The 24,874-nt window shown below is 50.7% G+C and carries 23 protein-coding genes, 3 tRNA genes and 1 pseudogene; 9 read left to right on the top strand and 18 right to left on the bottom strand.

Going from position 1 to position 24,874, the window contains the following annotated elements; all coding sequences use genetic code 11:
- Positions 1-212 precede the first annotated feature (212 nt).
- Positions 213-1,880 carry an energy-dependent translational throttle protein EttA gene (ettA, locus tag MNO13_RS03115; protein ID WP_064543363.1) on the top strand — a complete coding sequence of 556 codons (1,668 nt, stop codon included), beginning with the start codon at positions 213-215 and terminating at the stop codon, positions 1,878-1,880.
- A 132-nt stretch (positions 1,881-2,012) separates the two neighbouring features.
- Here the strand turns inward: ettA and nadR are convergent, their stop codons facing one another.
- Genes nadR through serB form a run of 3 tightly spaced genes read right to left on the bottom strand, consistent with a single transcriptional unit; the run spans position 2,013 to position 5,636 of the window.
- The gene (nadR, locus tag MNO13_RS03110; RefSeq protein WP_241939515.1) at positions 2,013-3,245 is read right to left on the bottom strand and encodes a multifunctional transcriptional regulator/nicotinamide-nucleotide adenylyltransferase/ribosylnicotinamide kinase NadR; all 1,233 of its coding nucleotides are present in this window, start codon (positions 3,243-3,245) and stop codon (positions 2,013-2,015) included.
- A gap of 31 nt (positions 3,246-3,276) precedes the next feature.
- The gene (radA, locus tag MNO13_RS03105; protein WP_064543359.1) at positions 3,277-4,659 is read right to left on the bottom strand and encodes a DNA repair protein RadA; all 1,383 of its coding nucleotides are present in this window, start codon (positions 4,657-4,659) and stop codon (positions 3,277-3,279) included.
- Positions 4,659-5,636: a phosphoserine phosphatase gene (gene serB / locus MNO13_RS03100; protein WP_064543357.1), complete on the bottom strand. Its 978-nt coding sequence runs from the start codon at positions 5,634-5,636 to the stop codon at positions 4,659-4,661. Before serB ends, radA begins: the two co-directional genes overlap by 1 nt.
- Before the next feature lie 166 nt (positions 5,637-5,802).
- Between serB and MNO13_RS03095 the strand changes: the two genes are divergently transcribed.
- Together MNO13_RS03095 and lplA are read left to right on the top strand one after the other, a co-directional pair.
- Positions 5,803-6,456, top strand: a complete 654-nt coding sequence (locus MNO13_RS03095) for a YtjB family periplasmic protein (RefSeq protein ID WP_064543354.1) — start codon at positions 5,803-5,805, stop codon at positions 6,454-6,456.
- Between the two features lie 15 nt (positions 6,457-6,471).
- Positions 6,472-7,488 (top strand): lipoate--protein ligase, encoded by a 1,017-nt coding sequence (gene lplA / locus MNO13_RS03090; RefSeq protein ID WP_241939514.1) that lies wholly within the window; start codon positions 6,472-6,474, stop codon positions 7,486-7,488.
- Positions 7,489-7,565: 77 nt separating this feature from the next.
- Here the strand turns inward: lplA and MNO13_RS03085 are convergent.
- The 14 genes and pseudogenes from MNO13_RS03085 to MNO13_RS03020 form a co-directional block, all read right to left on the bottom strand.
- Positions 7,566-7,966, bottom strand: a pseudogene (locus tag MNO13_RS03085) (type II toxin-antitoxin system HipA family toxin YjjJ); the annotation flags it as partial.
- Positions 7,967-8,094: 128 nt separating this feature from the next.
- Positions 8,095-8,814: a purine-nucleoside phosphorylase gene (gene deoD / locus MNO13_RS03080; RefSeq protein ID WP_064543345.1), complete on the bottom strand. Its 720-nt coding sequence runs from the start codon at positions 8,812-8,814 to the stop codon at positions 8,095-8,097.
- 194 nt (positions 8,815-9,008) lie between these two features.
- Positions 9,009-10,232: a phosphopentomutase gene (gene deoB, locus MNO13_RS03075; RefSeq protein WP_064543343.1), complete on the bottom strand. Its 1,224-nt coding sequence runs from the start codon at positions 10,230-10,232 to the stop codon at positions 9,009-9,011.
- A gap of 73 nt (positions 10,233-10,305) precedes the next feature.
- Positions 10,306-11,625 carry a thymidine phosphorylase gene (gene deoA, locus MNO13_RS03070; protein ID WP_064543341.1) on the bottom strand — a complete coding sequence of 440 codons (1,320 nt, stop codon included), beginning with the start codon at positions 11,623-11,625 and terminating at the stop codon, positions 10,306-10,308.
- Between the two features lie 58 nt (positions 11,626-11,683).
- Positions 11,684-12,463, bottom strand: a complete 780-nt coding sequence (gene deoC, locus MNO13_RS03065) for a deoxyribose-phosphate aldolase (protein ID WP_064543339.1) — start codon at positions 12,461-12,463, stop codon at positions 11,684-11,686.
- Positions 12,464-12,803: 340 nt separating this feature from the next.
- A complete protein-coding gene (locus MNO13_RS03060; RefSeq protein ID WP_064543337.1) occupies positions 12,804-14,084 on the bottom strand; it encodes a NupC/NupG family nucleoside CNT transporter in 1,281 nt (426 codons plus the stop codon).
- Positions 14,085-14,252: 168 nt separating this feature from the next.
- Positions 14,253-15,032 carry a TatD family hydrolase gene (locus MNO13_RS03055; RefSeq protein ID WP_064543335.1) on the bottom strand — a complete coding sequence of 260 codons (780 nt, stop codon included), beginning with the start codon at positions 15,030-15,032 and terminating at the stop codon, positions 14,253-14,255.
- The gene (locus MNO13_RS03050) at positions 15,029-16,102 is read right to left on the bottom strand and encodes a patatin-like phospholipase family protein (protein ID WP_064543333.1); all 1,074 of its coding nucleotides are present in this window, start codon (positions 16,100-16,102) and stop codon (positions 15,029-15,031) included. Before MNO13_RS03050 ends, MNO13_RS03055 begins: the two co-directional genes overlap by 4 nt.
- A 125-nt stretch (positions 16,103-16,227) precedes the next feature.
- Complete coding sequence (locus MNO13_RS03045) at positions 16,228-16,389, bottom strand: DUF1328 domain-containing protein (RefSeq protein WP_064513877.1); 162 nt, start codon at positions 16,387-16,389, stop codon at positions 16,228-16,230.
- Between the two features lie 144 nt (positions 16,390-16,533).
- Positions 16,534-17,151: a molecular chaperone OsmY gene (osmY, locus tag MNO13_RS03040; RefSeq protein ID WP_064543331.1), complete on the bottom strand. Its 618-nt coding sequence runs from the start codon at positions 17,149-17,151 to the stop codon at positions 16,534-16,536.
- Between the two features lie 342 nt (positions 17,152-17,493).
- Positions 17,494-19,083 (bottom strand): peptide chain release factor 3, encoded by a 1,590-nt coding sequence (gene prfC, locus MNO13_RS03035; protein ID WP_064543556.1) that lies wholly within the window; start codon positions 19,081-19,083, stop codon positions 17,494-17,496.
- Between the two features lie 111 nt (positions 19,084-19,194).
- Positions 19,195-19,869 carry a pyrimidine 5'-nucleotidase gene (gene yjjG, locus MNO13_RS03030; RefSeq protein ID WP_064543330.1) on the bottom strand — a complete coding sequence of 225 codons (675 nt, stop codon included), beginning with the start codon at positions 19,867-19,869 and terminating at the stop codon, positions 19,195-19,197.
- Positions 19,870-19,885: 16 nt separating this feature from the next.
- Positions 19,886-20,329: a ribosomal protein S18-alanine N-acetyltransferase gene (rimI, locus tag MNO13_RS03025; protein WP_064543328.1), complete on the bottom strand. Its 444-nt coding sequence runs from the start codon at positions 20,327-20,329 to the stop codon at positions 19,886-19,888.
- The gene (locus MNO13_RS03020) at positions 20,298-20,720 is read right to left on the bottom strand and encodes a DNA polymerase III subunit psi (protein WP_064543326.1); all 423 of its coding nucleotides are present in this window, start codon (positions 20,718-20,720) and stop codon (positions 20,298-20,300) included. The genes rimI and MNO13_RS03020 overlap by 32 nt, the downstream gene beginning before the upstream one ends.
- A 108-nt stretch (positions 20,721-20,828) precedes the next feature.
- Here MNO13_RS03020 and rsmC point away from each other — a divergent pair, with 108 nt between their 5' ends.
- The 4 genes from rsmC to MNO13_RS03000 all read left to right on the top strand — a co-directional run bounded on the left by rsmC (position 20,829) and on the right by MNO13_RS03000 (position 22,302).
- On the top strand, positions 20,829-21,860 hold the full coding sequence (gene rsmC, locus MNO13_RS03015; RefSeq protein WP_064543324.1) for a 16S rRNA (guanine(1207)-N(2))-methyltransferase RsmC: 1,032 nt from the start codon (positions 20,829-20,831) through the stop codon (positions 21,858-21,860).
- A gap of 120 nt (positions 21,861-21,980) precedes the next feature.
- Positions 21,981-22,067, top strand: a tRNA-Leu gene (locus tag MNO13_RS03010).
- A 29-nt stretch (positions 22,068-22,096) separates the two neighbouring features.
- Positions 22,097-22,183: transfer RNA gene (locus MNO13_RS03005), tRNA-Leu, on the top strand.
- A 32-nt stretch (positions 22,184-22,215) separates the two neighbouring features.
- Positions 22,216-22,302: transfer RNA gene (locus MNO13_RS03000), tRNA-Leu, on the top strand.
- 52 nt (positions 22,303-22,354) lie between these two features.
- Here the strand turns inward: MNO13_RS03000 and MNO13_RS02995 are convergent.
- A complete protein-coding gene (locus tag MNO13_RS02995; RefSeq protein ID WP_241939513.1) occupies positions 22,355-22,594 on the bottom strand; it encodes a DUF1435 domain-containing protein in 240 nt (79 codons plus the stop codon).
- A 271-nt stretch (positions 22,595-22,865) separates the two neighbouring features.
- On the opposite strand from MNO13_RS02995, the gene MNO13_RS02990 reads away from it, so the two are divergent.
- Together MNO13_RS02990 and fhuF are read left to right on the top strand one after the other, a co-directional pair.
- Positions 22,866-23,930 (top strand): GGDEF domain-containing protein, encoded by a 1,065-nt coding sequence (locus MNO13_RS02990; protein ID WP_237932729.1) that lies wholly within the window; start codon positions 22,866-22,868, stop codon positions 23,928-23,930.
- 107 nt (positions 23,931-24,037) lie between these two features.
- Positions 24,038-24,829: a siderophore-iron reductase FhuF gene (gene fhuF, locus MNO13_RS02985; RefSeq protein ID WP_241939512.1), complete on the top strand. Its 792-nt coding sequence runs from the start codon at positions 24,038-24,040 to the stop codon at positions 24,827-24,829.
- Positions 24,830-24,874: the final 45 nt, after the last annotated feature.

The following is a 24,874-nucleotide window of genomic DNA, read 5'->3' as shown; positions in this document are numbered from 1 at the left end:
ACCGGCAGCATCGTGCCGCCATTAATTACTTCATGCTAACCCTGGTATTACAGATTCGCCACGCCAAAGGGCGTTATTTTGTCGATAAAAGCGTTAAGGCGGTTTCGGGTAACACATCCCGCTTCCCCTGCTGGGATTACCTGCTGAAAACGGCTACACTTCGCCACTAATACGCACCATCTTAAATCACGAAAAAGAGGCGAAGTCGCACTGTGGCTCAATTCGTTTATACCATGCATCGTGTCGGCAAAGTTGTTCCGCCGAAACGCCATATTCTGAAAAACATCTCGCTCAGTTTCTTCCCTGGCGCCAAAATTGGTGTACTGGGTCTGAACGGTTCCGGTAAATCCACGCTGCTGCGCATTATGGCCGGCATTGATACCGACATCGAAGGCGAAGCCCGTCCACAACCTGGTTTGAAAATTGGCTATCTGCCTCAGGAACCTCAGCTCAACCTCGAGCACACGGTTCGTGAATCGGTTGAAGAAGCGGTATCCGAAGTCGTTAACGCGCTGAAAGGTCTGGATGAAGTCTACGCAAAATATGCCGAACCAGACGCTGACTTCGATAAGCTTGCTGCACAGCAAGGCAAGTTTGAAGAAATCATCCAGGCACACGATGGCCATAACCTGAATGTTCAACTGGAGCGTGCTGCTGATGCACTGCGTCTGCCGGAGTGGGACGCTAAAATTGAAAACCTGTCTGGTGGTGAGCGCCGCCGCGTAGCACTTTGCCGCCTGCTGCTCGAAAAACCAGACATGCTGCTGCTCGACGAACCAACGAACCACCTGGATGCTGAATCCGTGGCGTGGCTCGAGCGCTTCCTGCACGATTTCGAAGGCACCGTTGTGGCAATTACCCACGACCGTTACTTCCTCGATAACGTGGCTGGCTGGATTCTGGAACTTGACCGCGGCGAAGGTATTCCGTGGGAAGGTAACTACTCCTCATGGCTTGAGCAGAAAGACGAACGTCTGGCTCAGGAAGCCTCATCGGAAGCGGCTCGCCGTAAATCCATTGAGAAAGAGCTGGAGTGGGTACGTCAGGGTGCGAAAGGCCGCCAGTCTAAAGGCAAGGCGCGTCTGGCTCGCTTTGAAGAACTTAACAGCACTGAATACCAGAAACGTAACGAAACCAACGAACTGTTTATCCCACCAGGCGCACGTCTGGGCGATAAAGTCGTTGAGGTTACCAACCTGCGTAAATCCTACGGCGACCGCCTGCTGATTGAAGACCTGACATTCGCCGTACCGAAAGGCGCGATTGTCGGGATCATCGGCCCGAACGGCGCGGGTAAATCTACCCTGTTCCGTATGATGTCAGGCCAGGAACAACCAGACAGCGGCACCATTGAACTAGGTGAAACCGTGAAACTGGCTTCTGTCGATCAGTTCCGTGACGCGATGGATAACAGCAAAACCGTGTGGGAAGAAGTTTCCGGCGGTCAGGACATCATGCGTATCGGCAACACCGAAATGCCAAGCCGCGCTTACGTTGGTCGCTTTAACTTTAAAGGCGTTGACCAGGGTAAACGTGTTGGTGAGTTGTCCGGTGGTGAACGCGGTCGTCTGCACCTGGCGAAGCTGCTGCAAGTTGGCGGCAACGTACTACTGCTCGATGAACCAACCAACGACCTGGATATCGAAACCCTGCGCGCGTTAGAAAACGCCCTGCTGGAGTTCCCAGGCTGTGCCATGGTTATCTCGCACGACCGTTGGTTCCTTGACCGTATCGCCACGCATATTCTGGATTACCAGGATGAAGGTAAAGTGGAGTTCTTTGAAGGTAACTTTACTGAGTACGAAGAGTACAAGAAACGCACCCTGGGTGCAGATGCGCTGGAACCTAAGCGTATTAAGTACAAGCGTGTAACGAAGTAATTGTTGTAACGCCCTCACCCTAACCCTCTCCCCCAGGAGAGGGAATTAACGGCTTTCTCCCTTTCCATCAGGCGAGGGAATTAAGCGGTTTTCTCCCTCTCCCTCAGGGAGAGGGCCGGGGTGAGGGTTGTTTTATCCACGCTCGCCAATTAAGCCCTTCACCAAATCCACACAGCGCAAGAAGCGTGAATCGTAGTCAGACTCTTCCACATGCACGTAGCTGATGTTGTTTTCATCAAGCATCGACACCAACAAATTCTGGAAAGACTTGCGGTCCGTATCGCTGCCCAGGCTGCGCAAACCATCAGCCACCCACGGCGTATTGTTTTCCAGCAAAATCACCAGATCAAAGCGGTACTCGTCGATCAGGGCCTGTACAAACGGGTGTTCACGCCCTTCATACTTTTTGCAGAACGCCTGAGTCGTCACAAAGTCAGTATCAATAAATGCGACTTTATTGGCGTATTTAACGGCAAAATCAACGTACTGAGCATGCCCAATAGCAATCTTGTCATAGTCAGAATATTGCAGCGCCATCTCATCACCGCCAAGGTGCGAAAAGACGTAATCACGCCCATATTCCCAGGCACTGGTGGTATTAAAAATGTTGGCGAGCTTATTCACCATCCACGATTTACCGCTCGATTCACCACCCAGAATAGCCACGGTTCTGACAAAGAACGGTTTTACTTCGGTAGGAATGTATTCCCAATAGCGGAATGGGTTTTCGCGAATCTGCCCGCCGCTGATATTCATGAAGGTGCGCTTCGGGTCGATAAGCACCGTTTCAATGCCGAGCTGTTCAATAAAACGGGGCGCATCGCTCTCTTCGGAGGTATAGATGCAGTCGGGGTTAATCCCTTTGCTTTCCATGAACGCTTTGATACCGCGACTCCAGACATCCCAACCGTGCGGATACGGTTCCATCCCTTCTTCGTTAAACGAATGAATGCGGATATTTTTCTGATACTTGAAGGTCTGTAACAGCCAGCGCAGGCGGTCACCGGTGGTCGGTTGCTGCGACATCGCACTGTCTTCAAACAGCAAGCGATCGCGGGTTTCGTCATAGCCCATGATGATATGCAGTTCATCAACCTGGCTTGCCGCGCGCTGAATCAGATAGATATGGCCAGTATGCAACGGATAAAACTTACCGAATACCACGCCCACTTTTTTCTCACGCCGTGGAAATTCCAGCCCCAAAAAACGATGCAATGCTTCCAGTTTCTGCGCGCTTGGGCTTTTGATTTTGGCGTTCAGTAACTGGCTAAGATAGCCCTTGGTCATGCCGCAGGATTCTGCAACTTGCTGTAGCGTAACGCTCTGCTGACGAATAGCAGTCTTCAGATAATCAAAAGACGACATGCTGCCTCCTGCAAAATTGGGCAAATATCAATTATAAGTCGTCAAACACCGACAACGCATCAGCCAGTTTTTTCACACCGAAGACCTGCATCCCTTCCGGTAGTTTTTTCGGCACGTTGGCCTGCGGCACAATCGCACGTTTAAAGCCGTGTTTTGCGGCTTCTGAAATACGCTCCTGGCCGCTTGGCACCGGACGAATTTCCCCGGCTAACCCGACTTCACCAAACACCACCAAATCTTGCGGCAAAGCACGGTTGCGCAGGCTGGAAACCATCGCCAACAACAAGGCAAGGTCAGCACTGGTTTCGGTGACTTTCACGCCACCGACCACGTTGACAAACACATCCTGGTCAGCCATTTGCAGGCCACCGTGGCGGTGCAAAACGGCCAGCAGAATCGCCAGGCGGTTTTGCTCAAGACCCACGGCGACACGGCGCGGGTTGGACATCATGGATTGATCCACCAGCGCCTGAATTTCTACCAGCAATGGGCGCGTGCCTTCCCACACAACCATCACCGAACTGCCGGGCGTCACTTCATCTCCACGGCTCAGGAAAATAGCGGAAGGGTTGCTCACTTCACGCAGCCCTTGTTCTGTCATCGCAAACACACCCAACTCATTCACCGCACCAAAGCGGTTTTTATGGCTGCGCAGCGTGCGGAAACGGGAATCGGCATCGCCATCGAGCATCACCGAGCAGTCGATACAGTGTTCGAGCACTTTTGGCCCGGCAAGCGAACCATCTTTGGTGACGTGGCCGACCATGATAATCGCCACACCGCGCGTTTTAGCAAAGCGCGTCAGATAAGCGGCTGACTCACGCACCTGCGCCACACTGCCAGGCGACGACTGTACGTCGGCCATGTGCATCACCTGAATGGAGTCGATAACCATCAGCTTCGGCGCTTCTTCCTCGGCAATCATACAGATTTGTTCGATGCCAGTTTCCGAAAGCATATTCAGGTTATTGGTCGGCAACCCAAGACGGTGGGCGCGCATCGCCACTTGTTGCAGCGACTCTTCACCGGTGACGTACAACGTTTTCATCTGTTCGCTGAGCTTGCATAAGGTTTGCAACAGCAGCGTGGATTTACCTGCACCAGGATTACCACCAATCAGAATGGCACTTCCCGGCACCACACCGCCGCCTAACACGCGGTCAAACTCTTTAAAACCAGTAGAAAAACGCGGCAGCTCTTCGAGGCTGATTTCAGAAAGTTTTTGAACTTTACTGACGCCCGCACTACCGGCATAACCTGACAAACGCTCATTACGCGCAACCGTCGGCGAGGCGGCAATGCGCACCTCAGTGATCGTATTCCATGCGTGACAGGCGCTGCATTGCCCCTGCCAGCGAGGATAGTCTGCGCCGCACTCGTTGCAGACAAAGGCGCGTTTCGGAGCTTTTGCCATTAGCGTTCTTCCTGGATAAGGCTACCGGACAGAATGCAGAATACGCCCATCAAATCAGCATGACGGATGGTGACTTCTGTTTTCTCATTCACTTTAGGTTTAGCGTGGAAAGCAATGCCCAGGCCCGCCGATTGAATCATCGGTAAGTCATTCGCCCCATCACCAATCGCGACGGTTTGCGCGACGGGGATTTCGTATTTATCTGCCAGACGCTGGAGCGTTGTGGCTTTGAATTGTGCATCAACGATTTGACCGATGACTTCGCCAGTGAGCTTGCCGTCGCAGATTTCCAGCTCGTTTGCCACCACTGCATCTAAATGCAATTTGTCGCGCAGATATTCGGCGAAGAAGGTGAAACCACCGGAGGCAATCGCAACTTTCCAGCCAAGGGATTCAAGCTTAAGTACCAGTGACGTCAGCCCCGGCATCAACGGTAGTTCATCACGCACCTGGCGCAGAATAGACGCGTTCGCGCCTTTAAGCGTGCCAACGCGTTGTTTCAAGCTTGCGGCAAAATCCAGCTCGCCACGCATCGCGCGCTCGGTCACTTCAGCCACCATTTCGCCAGTGCCAGCCAGTTTCGCGATTTCATCGATACATTCTATTTGGATGGCGGTGGAATCCATGTCCATCACCAGCAGGCCAGGCGTGCGCAGATGCGGGATTTTGCCCAGTGGCGCAACATCCAGACCGGCTTCGTGGGCAAGTTTGGTAGCGCGAGGAGTTAATGAACCGGCCAGGCGAATAACCTGATAATCTTCAACGCACCACGCGGTGACGATAACCATCGCCGCGCCTAACTTACGTTGATAGCGATTCAGGCACTCTTTATCCAGATTCCGACCATACAGAAGCCAGCCGCTGCGGCCAGCACGGTAATCGAGTGGCATAACTTCATCGCCACTTAACGATAGCGGCAAACCAGGCCAGAGAGATACGTCGGTTGGCAGGTCGCACCAGGTCAGACTATTCGGCATCACAACTCCAGGAAAGATTTAAGAGATAGCATTAATCATTCGGATTACAGCCAACACCGCAGCAATTCGAATGATTAAGGGTATTCGGAACAAAACAACGCATGAGGCTACCTTGTCCACGCCGCTTCTGGCAACATTAAAGTAAGCAATTTATTGAAGGTGCATTATGGCTCGGGCAAAAATGAAATTTAGGCTGCATCGTGCAGTGATTGTGCTTATCTGCCTCGCACTTTTAGTCGCACTGATGCAGGGCGCGTCGTGGTTTAGCCAGGGGCATCAACAAGCCCGGAACGTGCAACTTGAAGAACTGGCAAGAACCCTGGCACGGCAGGTGAGCTATAACCTGATTCCATTGATGAAGTCTGAAAATCCTGATGAGAAAAAGATTTCAACAGTGCTGAATTTATTGACTCAGGACAGCCGAATTCTGGATGCAGGTGTTTACGACAACGGCGGCAGCCAGGTCGCACATGCGGGCGAAGGGATCGCCGTGCGCGATCGACTCGCTCTGGATGGGAAAAAAGCGGGCAGTTATTTTAATCAGCAAATTGTTCAACCGATTGAAGATAAAGATGGGCCTGTAGGCTATCTGCGCATCACGCTCGATACCCACACGCTACCCACTGAAGCCAAGCAAGTGGATAACACCACCAATATTTTGCGCCTGATGATGTTACTGGCGCTGGCAATTGGCATTGTGCTGACGCGCACGCTTTTGCAGGGCAAACGCACCCGCTGGCAACAATCTCCTTTTCTTCTGACGGCGAATACCGAAGTAAAAGAAGATGAGGAAGAACCGAGCGCCAATAAACCCCAATAAGAAAGGACTTCTGCTATGTCTACATTACGTCTGCTTATTTCGGACTCTTACGATCCCTGGTTCAACCTGGCGGTGGAAGAGTGTATTTTCCGCCAGATGCCTGCAACCCAGCGCGTGCTGTTCTTATGGCGCAACGCGGATACAGTGGTCATTGGCCGGGCGCAAAACCCGTGGAAAGAATGTAATACCCGGCGCATGGAAGAAGATAACGTGCGGCTGGCCAGACGCAGCAGCGGCGGTGGCGCGGTATTCCACGATTTGGGCAACACCTGTTTCACCTTTATGGCGGGAAAACCGGAATACGACAAAAGTGTGTCGACGGCCATTGTGGTGAATGCGCTTAATGTGCTCGGCATCAGTGCCACCGCTTCCGGACGCAATGATCTGGAAGTTGCCACCGCGGAGGGAGTGCGCAAAGTTTCCGGATCGGCTTATAAGGAAACGATGGATCGCGGTTTCCATCACGGCACCTTGCTGTTGAATGCCGATTTAAGCCGCCTGGCAAACTACCTGAATCCAGACCAGAAAAAACTGCAGGCCAAAGGCATAACTTCAGTACGTGGACGAGTGGCAAACCTCAGCGATCTGCTGCCTGGCCTGACACACGAGCAAGTTTGCGATGCGGTACGTGAGTCATTTTTTGCCTTCTACGGCGAACGAGTGCCAGCAGAACATATTTCTCCTGATGCCCTGCCCGACCTACCTGGCTTTGCTGAAACCTTTGCCCGCCAAAGTAGCTGGGAATGGAATTTCGGCCAGGCTCCGGCATTTAGCCATTTACTGGATCAGCGTTTTACCTGGGGTGGTGTTGAACTGCATTTCGACGTTGAGAAAGGGCATATCACCCAAGCGAAAATATTCACAGACAGCCTAAACCCCGCGCCTCTTGAAGCGCTGGCGGCCCGTTTGCAGGGCTGTTTGTATCGCAGTGACATGTTGCAACAGCAATGCGAAACGCTGATTGCCGACTTCCCGGAACAAGAAATGGAATTACGTGAATTGAGCACGTGGATTGCGCAGACGGTGCGCTAGGCGAGTCGCTTAACGCTTGCCTCAACGGTATCAAGTTGCAATGACATCTCTCTGCAAAGCTCGCGAAACGCCGGGCTAATATCTTCCGGTAATCCTGTTTGCTGTGCTAAGCGCTTCCCCCACGCTCGCCCCAAAAAACCCTGAGGACGCAGATCGGTTAAATACCATGGGATACCGTTAAACCATTGCGCGGTGCCATTATTCAGTATCACCAGCCAGCTTCCCTGCGTCAGATGGGATACAAGTCCCCGAAACGCCAGGCCTGCCCCGCATCATCTATTTGCCACAATGGAAATTGCCGGATCTGGCGCACTGGTCTGATCCGGGCATATTGGGTCGCTCTGGCAGCGCCTGCTTTTATGACATCGCTTTCAGTATTCACCAGACGTGAAAACGTCGCCTGGCTGACACCCAAACGCTGGCGTAATGAGGTTGCAGTTTGTGGGCCATGCAGCAATAAATCTGTCAGAGCGCTCATATGAATAGATACTTGAATAGATATATAGCGCTATATAATTGAAAGATAAAGCAGATAAGCGGAATAGATGGATTAAAATGAATAGATAATTTGAAAAGATAAAGGGTGCCGGAGCACCCTTTAAAATCTTACTCTTTGTCGCCCAGTAACACAGATTCAAGAGCGATCTTGATCATGTCGTTAAAGGTTGTCTGGCGCTCTTCAGCAGTAGTCTGCTCGTGAGTACGGATATGGTCAGACACGGTACAGATGGTCAGTGCTTTAGCACCAAATTCTGCTGCCACGCCGTAGATGCCCGCGGCTTCCATTTCCACACCCAGGATGCCGTATTTTTCCATCACGTCGAACATAGTCGGGTCTGGGGAGTAGAACAGGTCTGCAGAGAAGATGTTGCCCACGCGAGCATCAACGCCCAGCGCTTTAGCTGCATCAACCGCGTTACGCACCATGTCGAAGTCAGCGATTGCAGCGAAGTCATGGTCTTTGAAACGCAGACGGTTCACTTTGGAATCGGTGCAAGCACCCATGCCGATAACCACGTCACGCAATTTCACATCCATACGTACTGCACCGCAAGAACCCACACGTATGATTTTCTTCACGCCGAAATCAGTGATCAGCTCTTTGGTGTAAATCGAGCAGGATGGGATACCCATGCCGTGGCCCATTACAGAAATTTTGCGGCCTTTGTAAGTCCCGGTGAAGCCCAACATGCCACGCACGTTGTTCACTTCACGAACATCTTCAAGGAAAGTTTCAGCGATATGTTTTGCGCGCAGCGGGTCGCCTGGCATCAAAACGACGTCTGCGAAATCACCCATTTCTGCATTAATGTGTGGCGTTGCCATGTTTTTATTCCTTGTTTTAAGAGGTTAACGTCTGGGCGGATAAAACATCTCACCCAAATCTGTAATCCATATACCCTAAATAATTCGAGTCGCAGGTAGGCGGCAAGAAAGCGAATCCCCAGGAGCTTACTTGAGTAAGTGACTGGGGTGAGCTTTTGCAGCCAACACACCTGCGGCTCGAAGAATGACGGGTATCACAGCATGTTCTTGCCGTAGTCCATATCTGAAACACCGAAGTGTTTCGCCACGGTCTGGCCGATATCCGCGAAGGTTTCACGATGGCCCAGAGAGCCAGCTTTCACTTTCGGGCCGTAGACCAATACCGGAATGTGTTCGCGAGTATGGTCAGTACCTTGCCAGGTTGGGTCACAACCGTGGTCAGCGGTGAGGATCAGAATATCGTCCTCTTTCAGCAATTCCATCAGTTCTGGCAGACGACGGTCGAACAGTTCCAGCGCGGCGGCATAACCTGCTACGTCACGACGGTGACCGTAAGAGGAGTCGAAATCGACGAAGTTGGTGAACACGATAGTGTCGTCACCCGCTTCTTTCATCTCGGTAATTGTCGCGTCAAACAGCGCATCCAGACCGGTCGCTTTCACTTTTTTGGTGATACCGACTTCAGCATAGATATCTGCGATTTTACCCACGGAAACAACCTGACCATTTTTTTCATCAACCAGTTTTTTCAACACGGTTGGAGCTGGCGGTTCAACAGCCAGATCATGGCGGTTGCCGGTACGCTGGAAGTTACCCGCTTTGTCACCAACAAACGGACGCGCGATAACGCGACCAATGTTGTAGCCGCCTTCGGTCAACTCTTCACGGGCGATTTCGCACAGTTCGTAGAGTTTATCGAGGCCGTAGGTTTCTTCGTGGCAGGCAATCTGGAACACGGAGTCAGCGGAGGTATAGAAAATCGGCTTGCCGGTTTTCATATGCTCTTCGCCCAGTTCATCCAGAATCACAGTACCGGAAGAGTGGCAGTTACCGAGGTAACCTGGCAGGTTTGCGCGCTCGACCAGTTTATCCAGCAATTCTTGCGGGAAGCTGTTTTGGGTATCGGAGAAGTAGCCCCACTCGAACAGCACAGGAACACCGGCGATTTCCCAGTGGCCTGACGGAGTGTCTTTACCAGACGAAAGTTCATGCGCCCAACCGTATGCACCGATAACTTCTGCGTTACCGTCCATACCCGCCGGGATTTTACCGGTAGAACCTTCAGCCGCTTTCACCAGACCCAGGCGAGTCAGGTTAGGCAAATGCAGTGGCCCTTTACGGCCTTTGTCGGCTTCGCCATTTGCACAAGCTTGCGCGATATGGCCGAAGGTATCAGAGCCAACGTCGCCAAAGCGGTCAGCATCTTCAGTCGCGCCAATGCCGAAAGAGTCCAGCACCATAATAAATGCACGTTTCATAATTTCTCCTGCGTCGTTGCGCCTGAAACGCCCGAGAGCGTTTCAAAAAGTGATCAGATCAGTATGCCAGCATTTAGCTAATACGGCGATAAACGTCTGGCGTTTTAGCCGGTGCCGTATCGTTAACTTTAATTGCCGCTTTAACCGCACGAGCCGCTTCTTGCCACTGACTTTCGCTTGCAGCGTGAATCACCGCTAACGGGCGAGAAATCTCAACGCTATCGCCCAGGCGCACCATATCGGTGAAGCCGACGCTGTAATCCAGGGAATCAGAAGCCTGACGACGACCGCCGCCCATCGCTACCACCGCCATACCTAGCGCGCGGGTGTCCATTTCGGAGATGAAGCCATTTTTATCTGCATAAACCGCTTTGCTCAGCACGGCGGTTGGCAGGTACTTCGCATAGTTTTCGACGAAGTCTGTCGGGCCTTTTTGCGCCGCAACCATGCGACCAAACACTTCAGCCGCTTTACCGTTATCGAGCACCGCTTGCAGTTTCTGGCGGGCTTCGGCGTCATCTTTTGCCAGATTGCCGGAAAGTAACATTTCCACGCACAGCGCCATGGTGACTTCATGCAGGCGCGGGTTGCGGTATTCGCCGGTCAGGAATTGCACCGCTTCGCGAACTTCAACCGCATTACCTGCGCTGGAGGCCAGCACCTGGTTCATGTCGGTCAGCAGCGCAGTGGTTTTAACGCCTGCGCCATTTGCCACGCCAACAATCGCTTCGGCGAGCAATTCAGAAAGCTCATAAGTCGGCATAAATGCACCGCTGCCGACTTTCACGTCCATCACCAGCGCATCCAGGCCTTCGGCCAGTTTCTTCGCCAGAATGGAAGCGGTAATCAGCGGGATGGAGTCTACGGTCGCGGTAATGTCACGCGTGGCGTAGAAGCGTTTGTCCGCCGGAGCAAGCGAGTTTGTCTGGCCGATAATTGCCACGCCGACGTTTTTAATAATGTCGCGGAAACGGTTATCGTCCGGGAAAATATCAAATCCAGGGATTGCTTCGAGTTTATCGAGCGTACCACCGGTATGGCCTAAACCACGGCCAGAAATCATTGGGATGTAACCGCCACATGCCGCCACCATTGGGCCAAGCATTAATGAAGTCACATCACCGACACCGCCCGTTGAGTGTTTATCAACGATTGGGCCGTTCAGATTGAGGCTCTTCCAGTCCAGCACGGTTCCTGAATCTCGCATCGCCATGGTCAGAGATACGCGTTCCGGCATAGTCATGTCGTGGAAGAAAATGGTCATTGCCAGTGCTGCAATCTGCCCTTCAGAGATAGTGTTATCCCGAATACCATTGATGAAGAAACGAATTTCCTCATCGCTTAGCGCATGACCATCACGTTTTTTACGAATAATTTCTTGAGCGAGGAACAAGGTAACCCCCTGAATTCATCAGGTGAAATGCGGCGGGGAAACCGCCGCAAGGAAGAGATTAGTAGCCGCTTGCGCTTTTGCCGTCACCGTGACCCAGCGTTTTTAACAGGCTCGCGAGCAGGCTGGACGCACCAAAACGGTAGTGACGGGAATCAGCCCAGTCAGCACCAAACAGTTCATCCGCGATAGACAGGAACAGCGCCGCATCTTCAGCAGTACGCACGCCACCGGCTGGTTTGAAACCAACGGTTTTCTCAACGCCCATGTCACGGATCACTTCCATCATGATGCGAGCGCTTTCCGGCGTGGCATTGACCGGTACTTTACCGGTAGAGGTTTTGATGAAATCAGCACCGGCTTTGATAGAAATTTCCGACGCTTTACGAATCAGGGCTTCTTCTTTCAGCTCGCCGGTTTCGATGATCACTTTCAGCAAAACGTTTGCCGCAGCACAGGCTTCTTTACAGGCTTTCACCAGGTCAAAACCCACTTGTTCGTTACCCGCGATCAGCGCGCGGTATGGGAACACCACGTCAACTTCGTCGGCACCGTAAGCGATAGCCGCGCGGGTTTCAGCCAGCGCAATTTCGATGTCGTCGTTGCCGTGTGGGAAGTTGGTCACGGTAGCAATGCGGATCTCAGGAGTGCCCTGGGCATTCAGAGTTTTACGAGCAATTGGGATGAAACGAGGATAAATGCAGATCGCCGCAGTATTACCTACCGCTGTTTTGGCCTGATGACAAAGTGCTACCACTTTTTCATTGGTGTCATCGTCGTTCAGGGTAGTCAGGTCCATCAATTTCAGGGCACGCAGACTGCTTGCAGTTAAATCGGTCATAACACTCTCCAACAAAAGATATAGAAGTCTCTGGCTTCGAAACTCAACACGTTGGAGCGGACTTGGTTCCTTGAAGAGCAGAGGTAACACGGGTCACCGTCACGTTGAGATCCTTCTCACCGCACATCATATGTAGCAATGTTATAATTATAACATTCACCATCTTGATAATATTGTGTCTCGCTTCACAAAAGCCAAAGGAGAAATTACATGCTTTGTACAGTATATGTGATTTAACAAGGTTAGATAGAGTAAAAATGTGATTCAAATATAAAAAAATGGCCGGCAAAAGTGCCGACCATTGATTTCACAGGGATGTTATAATTTTAACATCACCTTTTTATAATGACAGGAACACCCCGGCAATTGTCGCACTCATCAGGTTAGACAAGGTACCTGCTGCTACAGCCTTCAGGCCAAGCTGAGCAATATCGTGACGGCGGTTTGGAGCCATGCTTCCCAGGCCACCAATCAGGATAGCGATAGAAGAAAGGTTAGCAAAACCACACAGCGCGAAGGAAATAATCGCTTTGGTGTGATCTGACAGAACTTGCAGGCCTGCTGCCGCAACGGTGGCGTCATCTTTCAGGTATTCCCCGAAGTTCAGGTAGGCGACAAATTCGTTGATGATCAGTTTTTGGCCGATGAAGGAACCCGCAACGTTAGCTTCGCTCCATGGCACACCGATAACCCACGCCAGCGGTGAGAACACCCAACCAAGGATCAGTTCCATCGACAGTTGCGGGTAGTTAAACAACCAGCCGCCAATGCCAGAAAGCATCCCGTTCAGTAAGGCAATCAGAGCCACAAACGCCAGCAACATTGCGCCTACGTTTAGAGCCAACTGCATACCCGAAGCTGCACCTGATGCCGCAGCATCCAGCACGTTCGCTGGGCGATCTGGATCATTTTTCATGGATTCCAGCTCTGGTGCATCGTTTGGTGTTTCTGTTTCAGGCAGGATGATTTTTGCAAACAGTAAACCGCCGGGTGCCGCCATGAAGGATGCTGCAATCAGATATTCTAGCGGTACGCCCATTTGCGCGTAACCGGCCAACACGGAACCTGCCACGGATGCCAAACCACCACACATGACGGCGAAAAGTTCTGAACGCGTCATGGTCGCGATATAAGGACGGACCACCAGCGGAGCTTCAGTCTGGCCAACAAAGATGTTGGCTGTCGCAGACAGGGATTCAGTGCGAGAGGTTTTCAGCAACTTACGCAGGCCGCCGCCGAGAACACGAATCACTAACTGCATGATGCCCAAGTAGTAAAGCACTGCAATCAGTGAGGAAAAGAAGACAATGATTGGCAGAACGCGCAGGGCAAATACAAAGCCGCCGCCGCCAAAGACTTCGAACATTTTGTCCGAAACCAGGCCACCAAACAGGAAGGAAATACCGGCGTTACCGTAAGCGATAACGTTAGCGACACCTTCAGACATGGCCAACAGAACTTTACGACCGACCGGAACATACAGGATAAGAGCACCGATGCCGACCTGGATAATCCATGCGCCCAGAACAGTGCGAAGATTAATCGCTTTGCGATGACTGGAAAGTAAAACGGCGATCAGCAGCAGAACGATCATGCCGATCAATCCCATGAAGAGTTGCATACAGAATCCCTGTGTATTAGTTGATAAAAGTGAAAGCGAGCTAAAAACCGACAACTGGCGGGATTATAACGGCAGGGAAGCCAGCAAATGGAACGGCAATCACGTATTTATACACATTCATGGAAACGTTTATCTTATAAGGTGAGCTGGATCACATTTTGTTACTGACTATTTCAGATTGAATAATTCATTGCAGTTATGAATGAAAGTATCTGCGATAACATCCGCAGGTTCAGAACGGAGAGAACAAAGGGTTTGAAAAACCTCAACAATGCGTTCCGGACGATTAGCCTGTCCTTGCCAGCCATTGAGTGGCATATCGGGCGCATCCGTTTCCAGCACCAACGCGCTGAGCGGTAGTTGCGCCATCACATCGCGCGTTTTGCTGGCTCGCGGATAGGTTATGGTTCCCCCCACCCCAATCTTGTAGCCCAATGCCACAAAACGTTCAGCCTGTTGCAGGCTGCCCGAAAAACCATGCACCACACCGGCTCGCGGTAAATCGTGGCGTTTTAAATGGGCAGCGAGTTTGTCGTGGGTACGACGTGAATGAAGGATGACCGGCAAATCATAACGTTTTGCCAGCTTTAACTGCGCATCGAGCATCGCTTCTTGTTTCTCAAAAAGCGGATTATCCATATAGAGATCAAGACCGATCTCGCCAATTGCCACAAGCTTTTTCGGACGTTGTTGCAGATGATGTTCCAGCAACGCCAGTGACGCATCCTGGTGTTTGTGAATCACAATCGGGTGCAAGCCCAGCGCGGCATACAACGGCGGATAATTGTCGGCCAGAGCCAGAACGACACCAAAGCGCTCGGCTTCAATGGCCGGAACGATAATTTTTTCGACACCCGCTTGTGCAGCAAGCGCCAGACTACTGGCTTCGTTATTGCTAAACGGCGGGAAGTCGAAGTGACAATGCGTATCGTAAAAAGTCATTGTCACGCCGTACCTTCATTATTAAAGGTGGAATCGTTCGCCTCTGGGGTTTCAATCACCGCCTGAGATAAAGGCTCATGCGTCACGATTCCCGGCGCCACCACAACCGGGCCTGGCACGATAATACGCGGATGATGGCGTTTTATCGGCGGTTGAGCCGCCAGCAGTTTACCCACGGTAGCAAGGAAATAGCGCCCGCATAAACGGCCCGTTTTATAGTCCGTATTCAGCGCGGGCATTCGGCTGCCAAGCGCCATGCTCATCAGTGGCTTCGGCGGATAGATTTCGAAAATACGCAGTTTGCCCGGTGGCTTTTCAATAAAATTCTGTATCTCACGATAACTTGCCTCGTGATGTTTCACCAAATGGAGCAACGGTTGCAGGCTGCTATCGCCAAGCCAGCGCTCCATGCGTTTAAACCATTCAGGCGTGTAATACATTTGCGAAGGAACAGTACGGATAACCACCAACGTATCAGCCCCCAGGCGCACGGCTTCGCGAACCGGAATCGCATCGCTTATTCCACCATCCTGATAACCGATGCCATCAATCTCTACCCCGCTACGGTAAAAACCCGGGATGGCGCTGGAGGCTTTGAGGATATTCAGCCAACTTGTGCTGTTCGGCGAAAAGTAACCTGGGGTGTAATCATCACTGCGACAGGCGCACATATAGAACGCTTTACCGGACTCAAACAGTTTTTCCGCGCTCGACATTGAGAGCGGAATTTTTGACGATGTGGCCTCAACCAGCCAGTCGAGATCGATAAGATGCCCGCCACGCACAAAGCGCAGAGGATCAAAAAATTCACGGGTCGTGGTAAAACGGGTGATCACTCTTCTGGCATAACCAGGCTGGTGACAAACATAAGCGGAAAGGTTTTGCGCACCCGCGGAGGTGCCTAAGAAGAGATCGAACGGGTTGAAGTTAGCGCGCATAAACTCGTCCAGCACGCCGGCTGTAAATATCCCACGCTGCCCGCCACCTTCACAAATAATGGCGAGTTTTCCTGGACGAAACGTTGGAAGCGCAAGCGGCGCAATGTTGCCGAGCGTTACGGGTATTCTTTGTCCCACCCTGCTTTCCTTAATCTAAAGGATATTTATTATTGGTTATTTGTTAGTCGCTTAAAAACGCGAGAGCCAGTCTAAATAGACTGGCTCTCTGGTCTGTCTCTAATGGTTATAGCACGTAAAAATCGCTATGGGCGTTTTCGGCCCATAAACAGGCTAACCAGGAACAGAATAATACCTACCACAAAGACAATTTTTGCAGCACCTGCCGCAGTACCCGCAAGAGTACCAAAACCCAGAGCTGCTGCAATCAACGCAATGACCAGAAAAATAATGCCCCAACGAAACATAAGCCTCTCCTTAACCATAGTGAACCCGAATCGCTTCTGGATGGGTGCGGGATGCGCACTCATTGGCGATATTTGGTATTGATGTTGCTTACTTGGTTACTGACTCCCCCGGCATAACCAGAGGAGAAAGTTTCGATTGATCGGTTACTTCACTTTCAGGTCGTTTTTGACGCTTTTAACGCCATCAACTGCTTTGGCAACACTTTCAGCCCGCTCGGACTGCGCGCTTGATTCCACAGTACCCGATAGCTGGACTACACCTTCGGTGGTTTCAACTTTCACATGGCGCGAAGGCACGATGTCGTCTGCTAAAAGTTTAGCTTTAATTTCGCTGGTGGTAGCAGTATCGCCTGCATAACCGCTGACTGATTTATCGGCCCCGTCACGCACATGCAGTTTGTCGCTGACAGAAGAGACCCCTTCCACGCCTTTGGCAACTGTTACGGCCTGCTCAGCCTGCGCCTGGCTTTCAACGAACCCACTTAACGTGACGATTTTTTTGTCGGTTTTCACTGAGATATCGGTACTTTTAATATCTTTGTGATCGACCAGGGCGGCTTTCACTTTCGCAGTGATAGCGCTGTCATCCATGAAATTACCGACGTCTTTTACGGAGCTATCAATTTTTTCGCCTGCTGTGTCCGCTGTCGATTCGGTTTTGTTAAGCATCTTGTCTTCTGCTAAAGCGCTACCGCTTGCCAGCACAGAGCCAAGAACAACAGCTAACAGAGTTTTAGAAATCTTAGTCGTAGTCATAGTCATCGATTAATTCCTATAGTTTTGCTCACAATTTGAGCACAAGCCTTAACGTAACGGCTTTCCTTAAACCTCAGGCCAAGTGTTACGGCCCAAAAATTTTCCGTTCAGTTTTTAATAACGCCAACAAAAATTAGAGTGGATGAACCCGCCAGAAAGCTTCGTTTACATGGCATATTCGACCAACCAATTTGTCACTGGTTTGTTAAATATAGACAACAATCACAGATTTGCATGGTGTGAATGGAGGAACGTAAGGAAAATGCAGGAAATTAAGAACAATCCGTAAGGGATTAATAAGACGGGAAAAGTAGCAGGACGCGACGACTGCCGCGCCCTGAGAGGGGATTAGTGCTCGCGAGTTTTACGGAACGTCACTTCCGGGTAACGATCTTGCGTCAGGTTCAAGTTCACCATGGTTGGAGCGATATAAGCGAGGTTGTCGCCGCCATCAAGAGCCAACTGCATTTCGTTTTTCCGTTTGAATTCTTCAAACTTCTTCACATCAGTGCTTTCAACCCAACGCGCGGTCGAAACGTTGACGGATTCGTAAATCGCTTCAACGTTGTATTCACTCTTCAGACGCGCCACAACCACATCAAACTGCAGCACACCGACCGCACCCACAATCAAATCGTTGTTGGCGATTGGGCGGAATACCTGTACCGCGCCCTCTTCAGAAAGCTGTACCAGGCCTTTGAGCAACTGCTTCTGCTTCAATGGATCACGCAGACGAATACGACGGAACAGTTCCGGTGCGAAGTTCGGAATACCGGTGAACTTCATCATTTCGCCCTGGGTGAAGGTATCACCAATTTGAATGGTGCCGTGGTTGTGCAGGCCGATGATATCGCCAGGGAAGGCTTCCTCAACGTGCGAACGGTCACCCGCCATAAAGGTCAGCGCATCAGAAATCACCACGTCTTTACCGGTACGAACCTGGCGCAGCTTCATGCCTTTTTCGTACTTGCCGGAAACCACACGCATGAAAGCCACGCGGTCACGGTGTTTCGGGTCCATGTTGGCCTGAATCTTAAACACGAAACCGGTGAATTTATCTTCAGCCGCTTCTACTACACGCGTATCAGTTTTGCGTGGCATTGGCGCCGGAGCCCACTCGACCAGGCCGTCCAGCATATGGTCAACACCGAAGTTACCCAATGCTGTACCGAAGAACACCGGAGTCAGTTCGCCTTCAAGGAACAACTCACGGTCAAATTCGTGGGAAGCACCTTGTACCAGTTCCAGCTCGTCACGCAGCTGTGCTGCTAGTTCTTCACCTACCGCCACATCCAGATCAGGGTTGTTTAACCCTTTCACGATACGCACTTCCTGGATGGTGTGACCTTTACCGGTCTGGTACAGATAAGTTTCGTCTTTATAGAGGTGATAAACACCTTTAAATAGCTTGCCGCAGCCGATTGGCCAGGTGATAGGTGAACAGGCAATTTTCAGCTCGCGTTCAACTTCATCCATCACTTCCATTGGGTCACGGATGTCGCGGTCAAGTTTGTTCATAAAAGTGAGGATTGGCGTATCGCGCAGACGGGTAACTTCCATCAGCTTACGGGTACGATCTTCAACACCTTTCGCGGCATCAATAACCATCAAACAGCAGTCAACCGCGGTCAGCGTACGATAAGTATCTTCGGAGAAGTCTTCGTGCCCTGGGGTGTCCAGCAGGTTAACCAGGCTGTCGCGATACGGGAACTGCATGACGGAGGTGGTAATCGAGATACCACGCTGCTTTTCCATTTCCATCCAGTCAGATTTTGCATGCTGGTTGGAGCCACGGCCTTTTACCGTACCCGCAGTTTGAATCGCCTGTCCGAACAGCAACACTTTTTCCGTGATGGTCGTTTTACCGGCATCGGGGTGAGAAATGATCGCAAAAGTGCGGCGTTTCCCCACTTCTTGCAAAAAAGGAGACAAAGTCATAATGAATTCTTCTGTGAATTGCGCACAGGCGTAACTGCGCGGCAAATGAACGTTACCTGGCGGCTATTTTACCCATCAGGTCAGGTTTAACAATCAGCTGTGATGCAATCATCAATTACACAACAATCGCTCCAGTTCATTTAGTGTGGTCACTTCCCAGGTCGGTGAGATGCCTTCCGGTAAGCTTCGTCCGTGGGCGTTGAGCCAGCAGGTGGCAATTCCTGCATTCATGCCGCCCAGAATATCTGATTCTGCGGTGTCGCCAACCATCATGACGCGGTCGCGCGGCGGATGGCCCATTTGCTCAAAGGTGTAATCAAAAATCTTACGATCGGGTTTCGCGACACCGACCTGTTCGGAAATCACCAGCAAATCGAAATAATCGCGCAGACCCGTGCGTTCCAGGCGGATTTGCTGCAGCGCAGTAAAACCGTTGGTGATAATACCGATTTTTACTTTATCTTTTAACGCATTAAGCAGCGAAACAGCACCGGGCAACGGCACACAAATTTCGGCCATAGCATTGAGAAACGCAGCGTTCAGGTCACCCGCAGGCACCGACAATCTTTCCGACCAGCCCAGAAAACGCTGATGCTGTAACTGAAGCGCGCTAATAGCACCGTTCTGATAATCGACCCACAAAGGTTTGTTAACAGCCTGGTAATCCTGGAAATCTTCAGCGGTAAACGTCACGCTATAATCGAGAAACATCCGCTGTAAGCCGCCGAACGCGTCAAAGGTAAACAGCGTTTCGTCAGCATCAAATAAAATCCAGTCCCAGTTCATTTACACACCTGTCGTTTCAGCCTAAAGGTAATGCCATGATGATGGCATCTTCCCGACCCTCTTTTGTGGGGTAATAGTTACGGCGAATCGTCGCCTCGTTAAAGCCCAGGCTTTCATAAAGCGCAATCGCCGCCGTATTCGAGGCGCGCACTTCAAGCCACAGGGTAAACACATCTCGCGCTTCCAGCTCGCTGATTAAATGCTCCAGCAACTGGCGGCCCAAACCTTGTCGTTGGAAATCCGGATCGACCGCAATATTAAATAACGTCGCTTCATCCAGCACGACCTGCGTCACCGCAAACGCTGCCATTTTACCGTCAACATCGAGTCGTAAGTTCAAATAGCGTTCGCCCTCGTTACTGGCGAAGGTTTTTTCACTCCATGGGAAAGCATGGCTGCGTTGTTCGATGGCGTAAGCCAGGCTCAAGTCACTGGTGTTGAGGGAAGAAATCGTGTTCATGTTCGCAAATTTGTTGCCACAGCGCCTGTCTGGCAGCGCCATTATGATAAAGCTCGTTTAAATTCGGGGTCGCTAACTGCGCGCCCGAAATAGGGAGCGGTTCACTCACACCCAGTCGCCAGCTATTACAACGACTTTCACCTGGCAGCATTGCAGCTCGTTCCGGGGTCAGTTGCATAATCTGCTGTGCATCCAGATTCAGGCTGCGCAAAACATCGCAAACGAAAGGATCGTTTAAGTCAGGAAGATCTTCGGCGATTATCAATAACTTAACGTTTTCATGCAGCGAGACCGCGATTTCGCCCTGCAACGCAGCCGGGCGCCGCAGCTCCCACTGGGTGATGCCCAGCTGTTGTAACAACCAGTCACGTCGCAAAGGTATATGGGGCATAGCGAAACCAGGTAGAGAGTGCCAATTGGGGCGCAAATATAGCAAATTCATCGAATGTGCGCCATTAAAGCTCTATAATCCCGGTTCTGATTTCCCAGGAGTAATTTGATGACTGCGTTAACCCCGGCAAGTGAAGTGCTGCTGCGCCATAGCGATGATTTTACCGAGAGCCGCGTGCTGTTTGCCGGTGATTTACAAGACGACATGCCTGCCCGTTTCGAAACGGCAGCAAGTCGCGTCCATACCCAACAATTTCACCACTGGCAGGTATTGAGCGCTCAGATGGGCGAAGATGCACAATACGGCCTGGTGGCTGACGCCAGCAGCATTGGCGACTGCAATACATTAATTTATTACTGGCCGAAGAATAAGCCAGAAGCTCAGTTCCAGCTGATGAACATTTTATCGTTGATGCCAATTGGCAGCGATATTTTTGTCGTTGGTGAAAACCGTAGTGGTGTGCGCAGTGCTGAGCAGATGCTCGCCGAATTTAGCCCACTCAATAAAATTGATAGCGCACGTCGTTGCGGTTTCTATCATGGTCGCCTGGAAAAACAGCCGCAGTTTGATGAGAATTCCTGGTGGGATGAGTATCAACACGAAAGCCTGACCGTAAAAACTCTGCCTGGCGTGTTTAGCCGTGACGGTCTGGACACTGGCAGTAAATTACTGCTTTCCACGCTGACACCGCACACCAAAGGCAAAGTGTTGGATGTCGGTTGCGGCGCAGGCGTGTTGGCGGTAACGCTTGCTAAGCATTCACCAAAAGTCCGTCTGACTTTGTGTGATGTTTCTGCACCAGCCGTTGCTGCAAGCCGTGCAACGCTTGCCGCCAACGAAATTGCAGGCGAAGTTATCGCCAGTAACGTCTATTCCGAAGTGAATGGCCGTTTCGACATGATTATCTCAAACCCACCGTTCCATGATGGTTTACAAACCAGCCTGGATGCGGCTCACCAGCTGATTCGTGGCGCAGTACGCCACCTGAATATGGGCGGTGAATTGCGTATCGTGGCGAACGCCTTCCTGGCGTATCCGGACGTGCTGGATGAAACCTTCGGTAACCACGAAGTGATCGCTCAGACAGGCCGTTTCAAAGTTTACCGCTCCGTTGTGATGCGTGGCGTGAAGAAGCGCTAACACGTTGTTGTGCCGCTTTTTGCAGCGATTAGAAAAGCGGCACTAAATTAACTGTTGACGACGCGCAGAAAACATCTAGAATGCGCCTCCGTGGTTACAATACTTCGGTGTTGTGGGTATGCGAAGGTGGCGGAATTGGTAGACGCGCTAGCTTCAGGTGTTAGTGTTCTTACGGACGTGAGGGTTCAAGTCCCTCTCTTCGCACCATTAACCACGCAAGATATCGTTCGCACTGCGCGAAGGTGGCGGAATTGGTAGACGCGCTAGCTTCAGGTGTTAGTGTTCTTACGGACGTGAGGGTTCAAGTCCCTCTCTTCGCACCAATGCGAAGGCGATATCAGATAAGATTTGATTTGCGAAGGTGGCGGAATTGGTAGACGCGCTAGCTTCAGGTGTTAGTGCTCTAACGGGCGTGAGGGTTCAAGTCCCTCTCTTCGCACCAATTCTTATCACCCTCTTCTGGCTTCACTCTCGTCATTCTCTGTTTCACATCCCTATTTCATAGCTTCCAGATTCATCATCGCTAGTGCAAGCCCACTGGCAAATGCAACGCATGATGGCAACAAGACAAAATGACGTAACCGTTTATGGTAGAGCATTGCCGTCGTCACCAATAATCCCAGCACAATCAGCACTCGCCACTGACTAAAAGAAAGATCCAGATACAACAATGCGGCGACAATTCCTCCAGGTATCAACACTGCCCACGCACTTTCTAACTGCCGTTGTAACATTATCTCTATCTCATCAATTGGTAATGATAACCAATATCATATGATATAATTTCTCGTTTGTCAGCGCTTGTGTAGATTCTGTTTTACATTAGAAATGTTTAGCATTCCTGATCACCAGATGACATATATTCATTAAGGTGATAGATTGAGCGACGATTAAAAATACATAATTAACAGTCAAATAATTTCCTTAAGAAATCACTTTCCTATCTATTTTTATAATATTATTCAACAGCATAATGTTGAGTTCGAGTAAAAAGAACTATCTGATATGACAGCAACAACCTGGCGCGCTTTACTCAAAGGGAAACATCAACTCTCGTTGCGTTTATTTTTATTACTGAACGCGTTTTCTGCGGGATTTAGTATGGCGTCGCCTTCTGCCCACACTCAGCACCTTACCTTACCGATTATCATGGTGTTGGTGATAAGCCTCTGCTGCCTGCTCTGGCAGTTTTTTAACAAAAAAACACTGATCAACATTAACGCTGTTTCGTTAATAATTGGCTCACTTTGGGCATGGCATATCTATATAAAAGTCAGTGTGATGCCGATTAAAGATCTTAATTTTCTAATTATTGCCTTACTGGCGATATTATTTATTGGCTCAATCTCTTTTATCAATAACATACAAGCATTTATCGCCTCATGCTTGCCGGTAACGCTAATGATTTTATGGCTCGACCACGGGAATAATTGGCCGAGAGTTTTATATTCGGTGGCCCTCCCGGGCATTGGCATTATCATTCAGAATATCATTCAGCAACGTAATGATAATTTTACTCGTCGTTTAATGGATAAACTACTCGAAGAGAAAGAAACTCTTAACGATTTGAGTATGTTAGATCCCCTTACCGGTCTGTATAACCGCCGTGGTTTTCAAAATCGACTTGAGACAGTGTTAGCCGTTGGAAGCGGCACGCATTTCGTCTTGTTGCTGGATATCGATCATTTTAAAGCTTACAACGACAACTATGGTCATAGCATGGGCGATCAGGCTTTGATACATGTCTCTGCCGCCATTCGCGATGCCGTTCGTTCTCGCGATATTGTCACCCGTTATGGCGGTGAAGAATTTATGGTGTTGCTGACCGATGTGGATGCCGAGCAGGCTTTGCAAACCGCTGAACGTATCCGCCAACGGGTTTATGATTTAAAGATCCCACACTTGTTTAATGACGACGTGGCAACCCATGTGACGGCCAGCATTGGCCTTGCCGTGCTGGAACAGCAAAACATCGAAGAGGCCTTACGGCAGGCTGATAGCGCTCTTTATCGAGCCAAACGCCAGGGTCGTAATAGCATTTTTGTCAGCGAATCGCTGCTGCCTGCCTGAGCAAAAATCCCCCATCAGAACACGCGCACAAAATAGCCTTGCTAAAGGCTTTGCCTATAGATAGGATTGGCAATCATTATCATTTGTATTAGTGGTCTTGTTTGTCGATGGCTTTTCAGTCTTCCCAGTTTCTTGATGATTTTGCATGGCACTCGCCATTTGCTACCAGCTCACAGCCAGAGCTGGCAGATGAGCTGCGTGCGCATTTCATCACCCATCGACCTTATTTTAATGACATCATCAAATTCAATGAGCCCACTCCGGCAACCAGCCAGACGTTGTATCAATGGGCCCAACCCGCTGCGTTAACCTCGCTTCTTGCCTGTTACAGTGACCATATTTATCGCAACCAGCCGCAACTTGCCCGTGAGGGGAAACCGCTGAAATCACTGTGGGCGCAATGGTATCTTGGCCTGCTGGTTCCACCGCTGGTGATGGCGCTGATCACTCAGCCCCGAGCGCTGGATATCGGCCCACAACATATTCATGTCGAGTTTCATGAAACGGGCAGAGCCGCCACTTTCTGGATAGACGTTCAGGAAGATAGAGTGGCAACCACCCAGCCGTTGCAACAACGCCTTGAGAAACTGCTGGTTGAAGGGCTAATGCCGGTCGTTGAGGCGCTGGAAAACAGCGGTGAGATCAATGGGAAACTCATCTGGAGCAATACTGGGTATTTGCTAAATTGGTTTTTTGGTGAGCTGAGAGAGTTGCTTGATGATGCGACAATCGCTGAATTGCGCCACGCCTGTTTCTTTGAAAAACAACTGCGCGATGGCCAGGATAACCCCCTCTACCGCACTGTAATCCTGCGCGAAGGTTTGTTGGTACGCCGCACCTGCTGCCAGCGCTATAAGTTGCCTGATGTACAAGGTTGTGGCGACTGTACCCTGAAGTAATAAAGCAAAACGGCGGGTTTCCCCACCGTTTCATCTCACTCTTTC

The sequence above is a fragment of the Buttiauxella ferragutiae genome (assembly GCF_022637515.1).
Taxonomy (GTDB): Bacteria; Pseudomonadota; Gammaproteobacteria; order Enterobacterales; family Enterobacteriaceae; genus Buttiauxella; species Buttiauxella ferragutiae.
The sequence above is the reverse complement of the archived record's forward strand: the minus strand, read 5'-3'. Positions and strand labels throughout refer to the sequence as shown.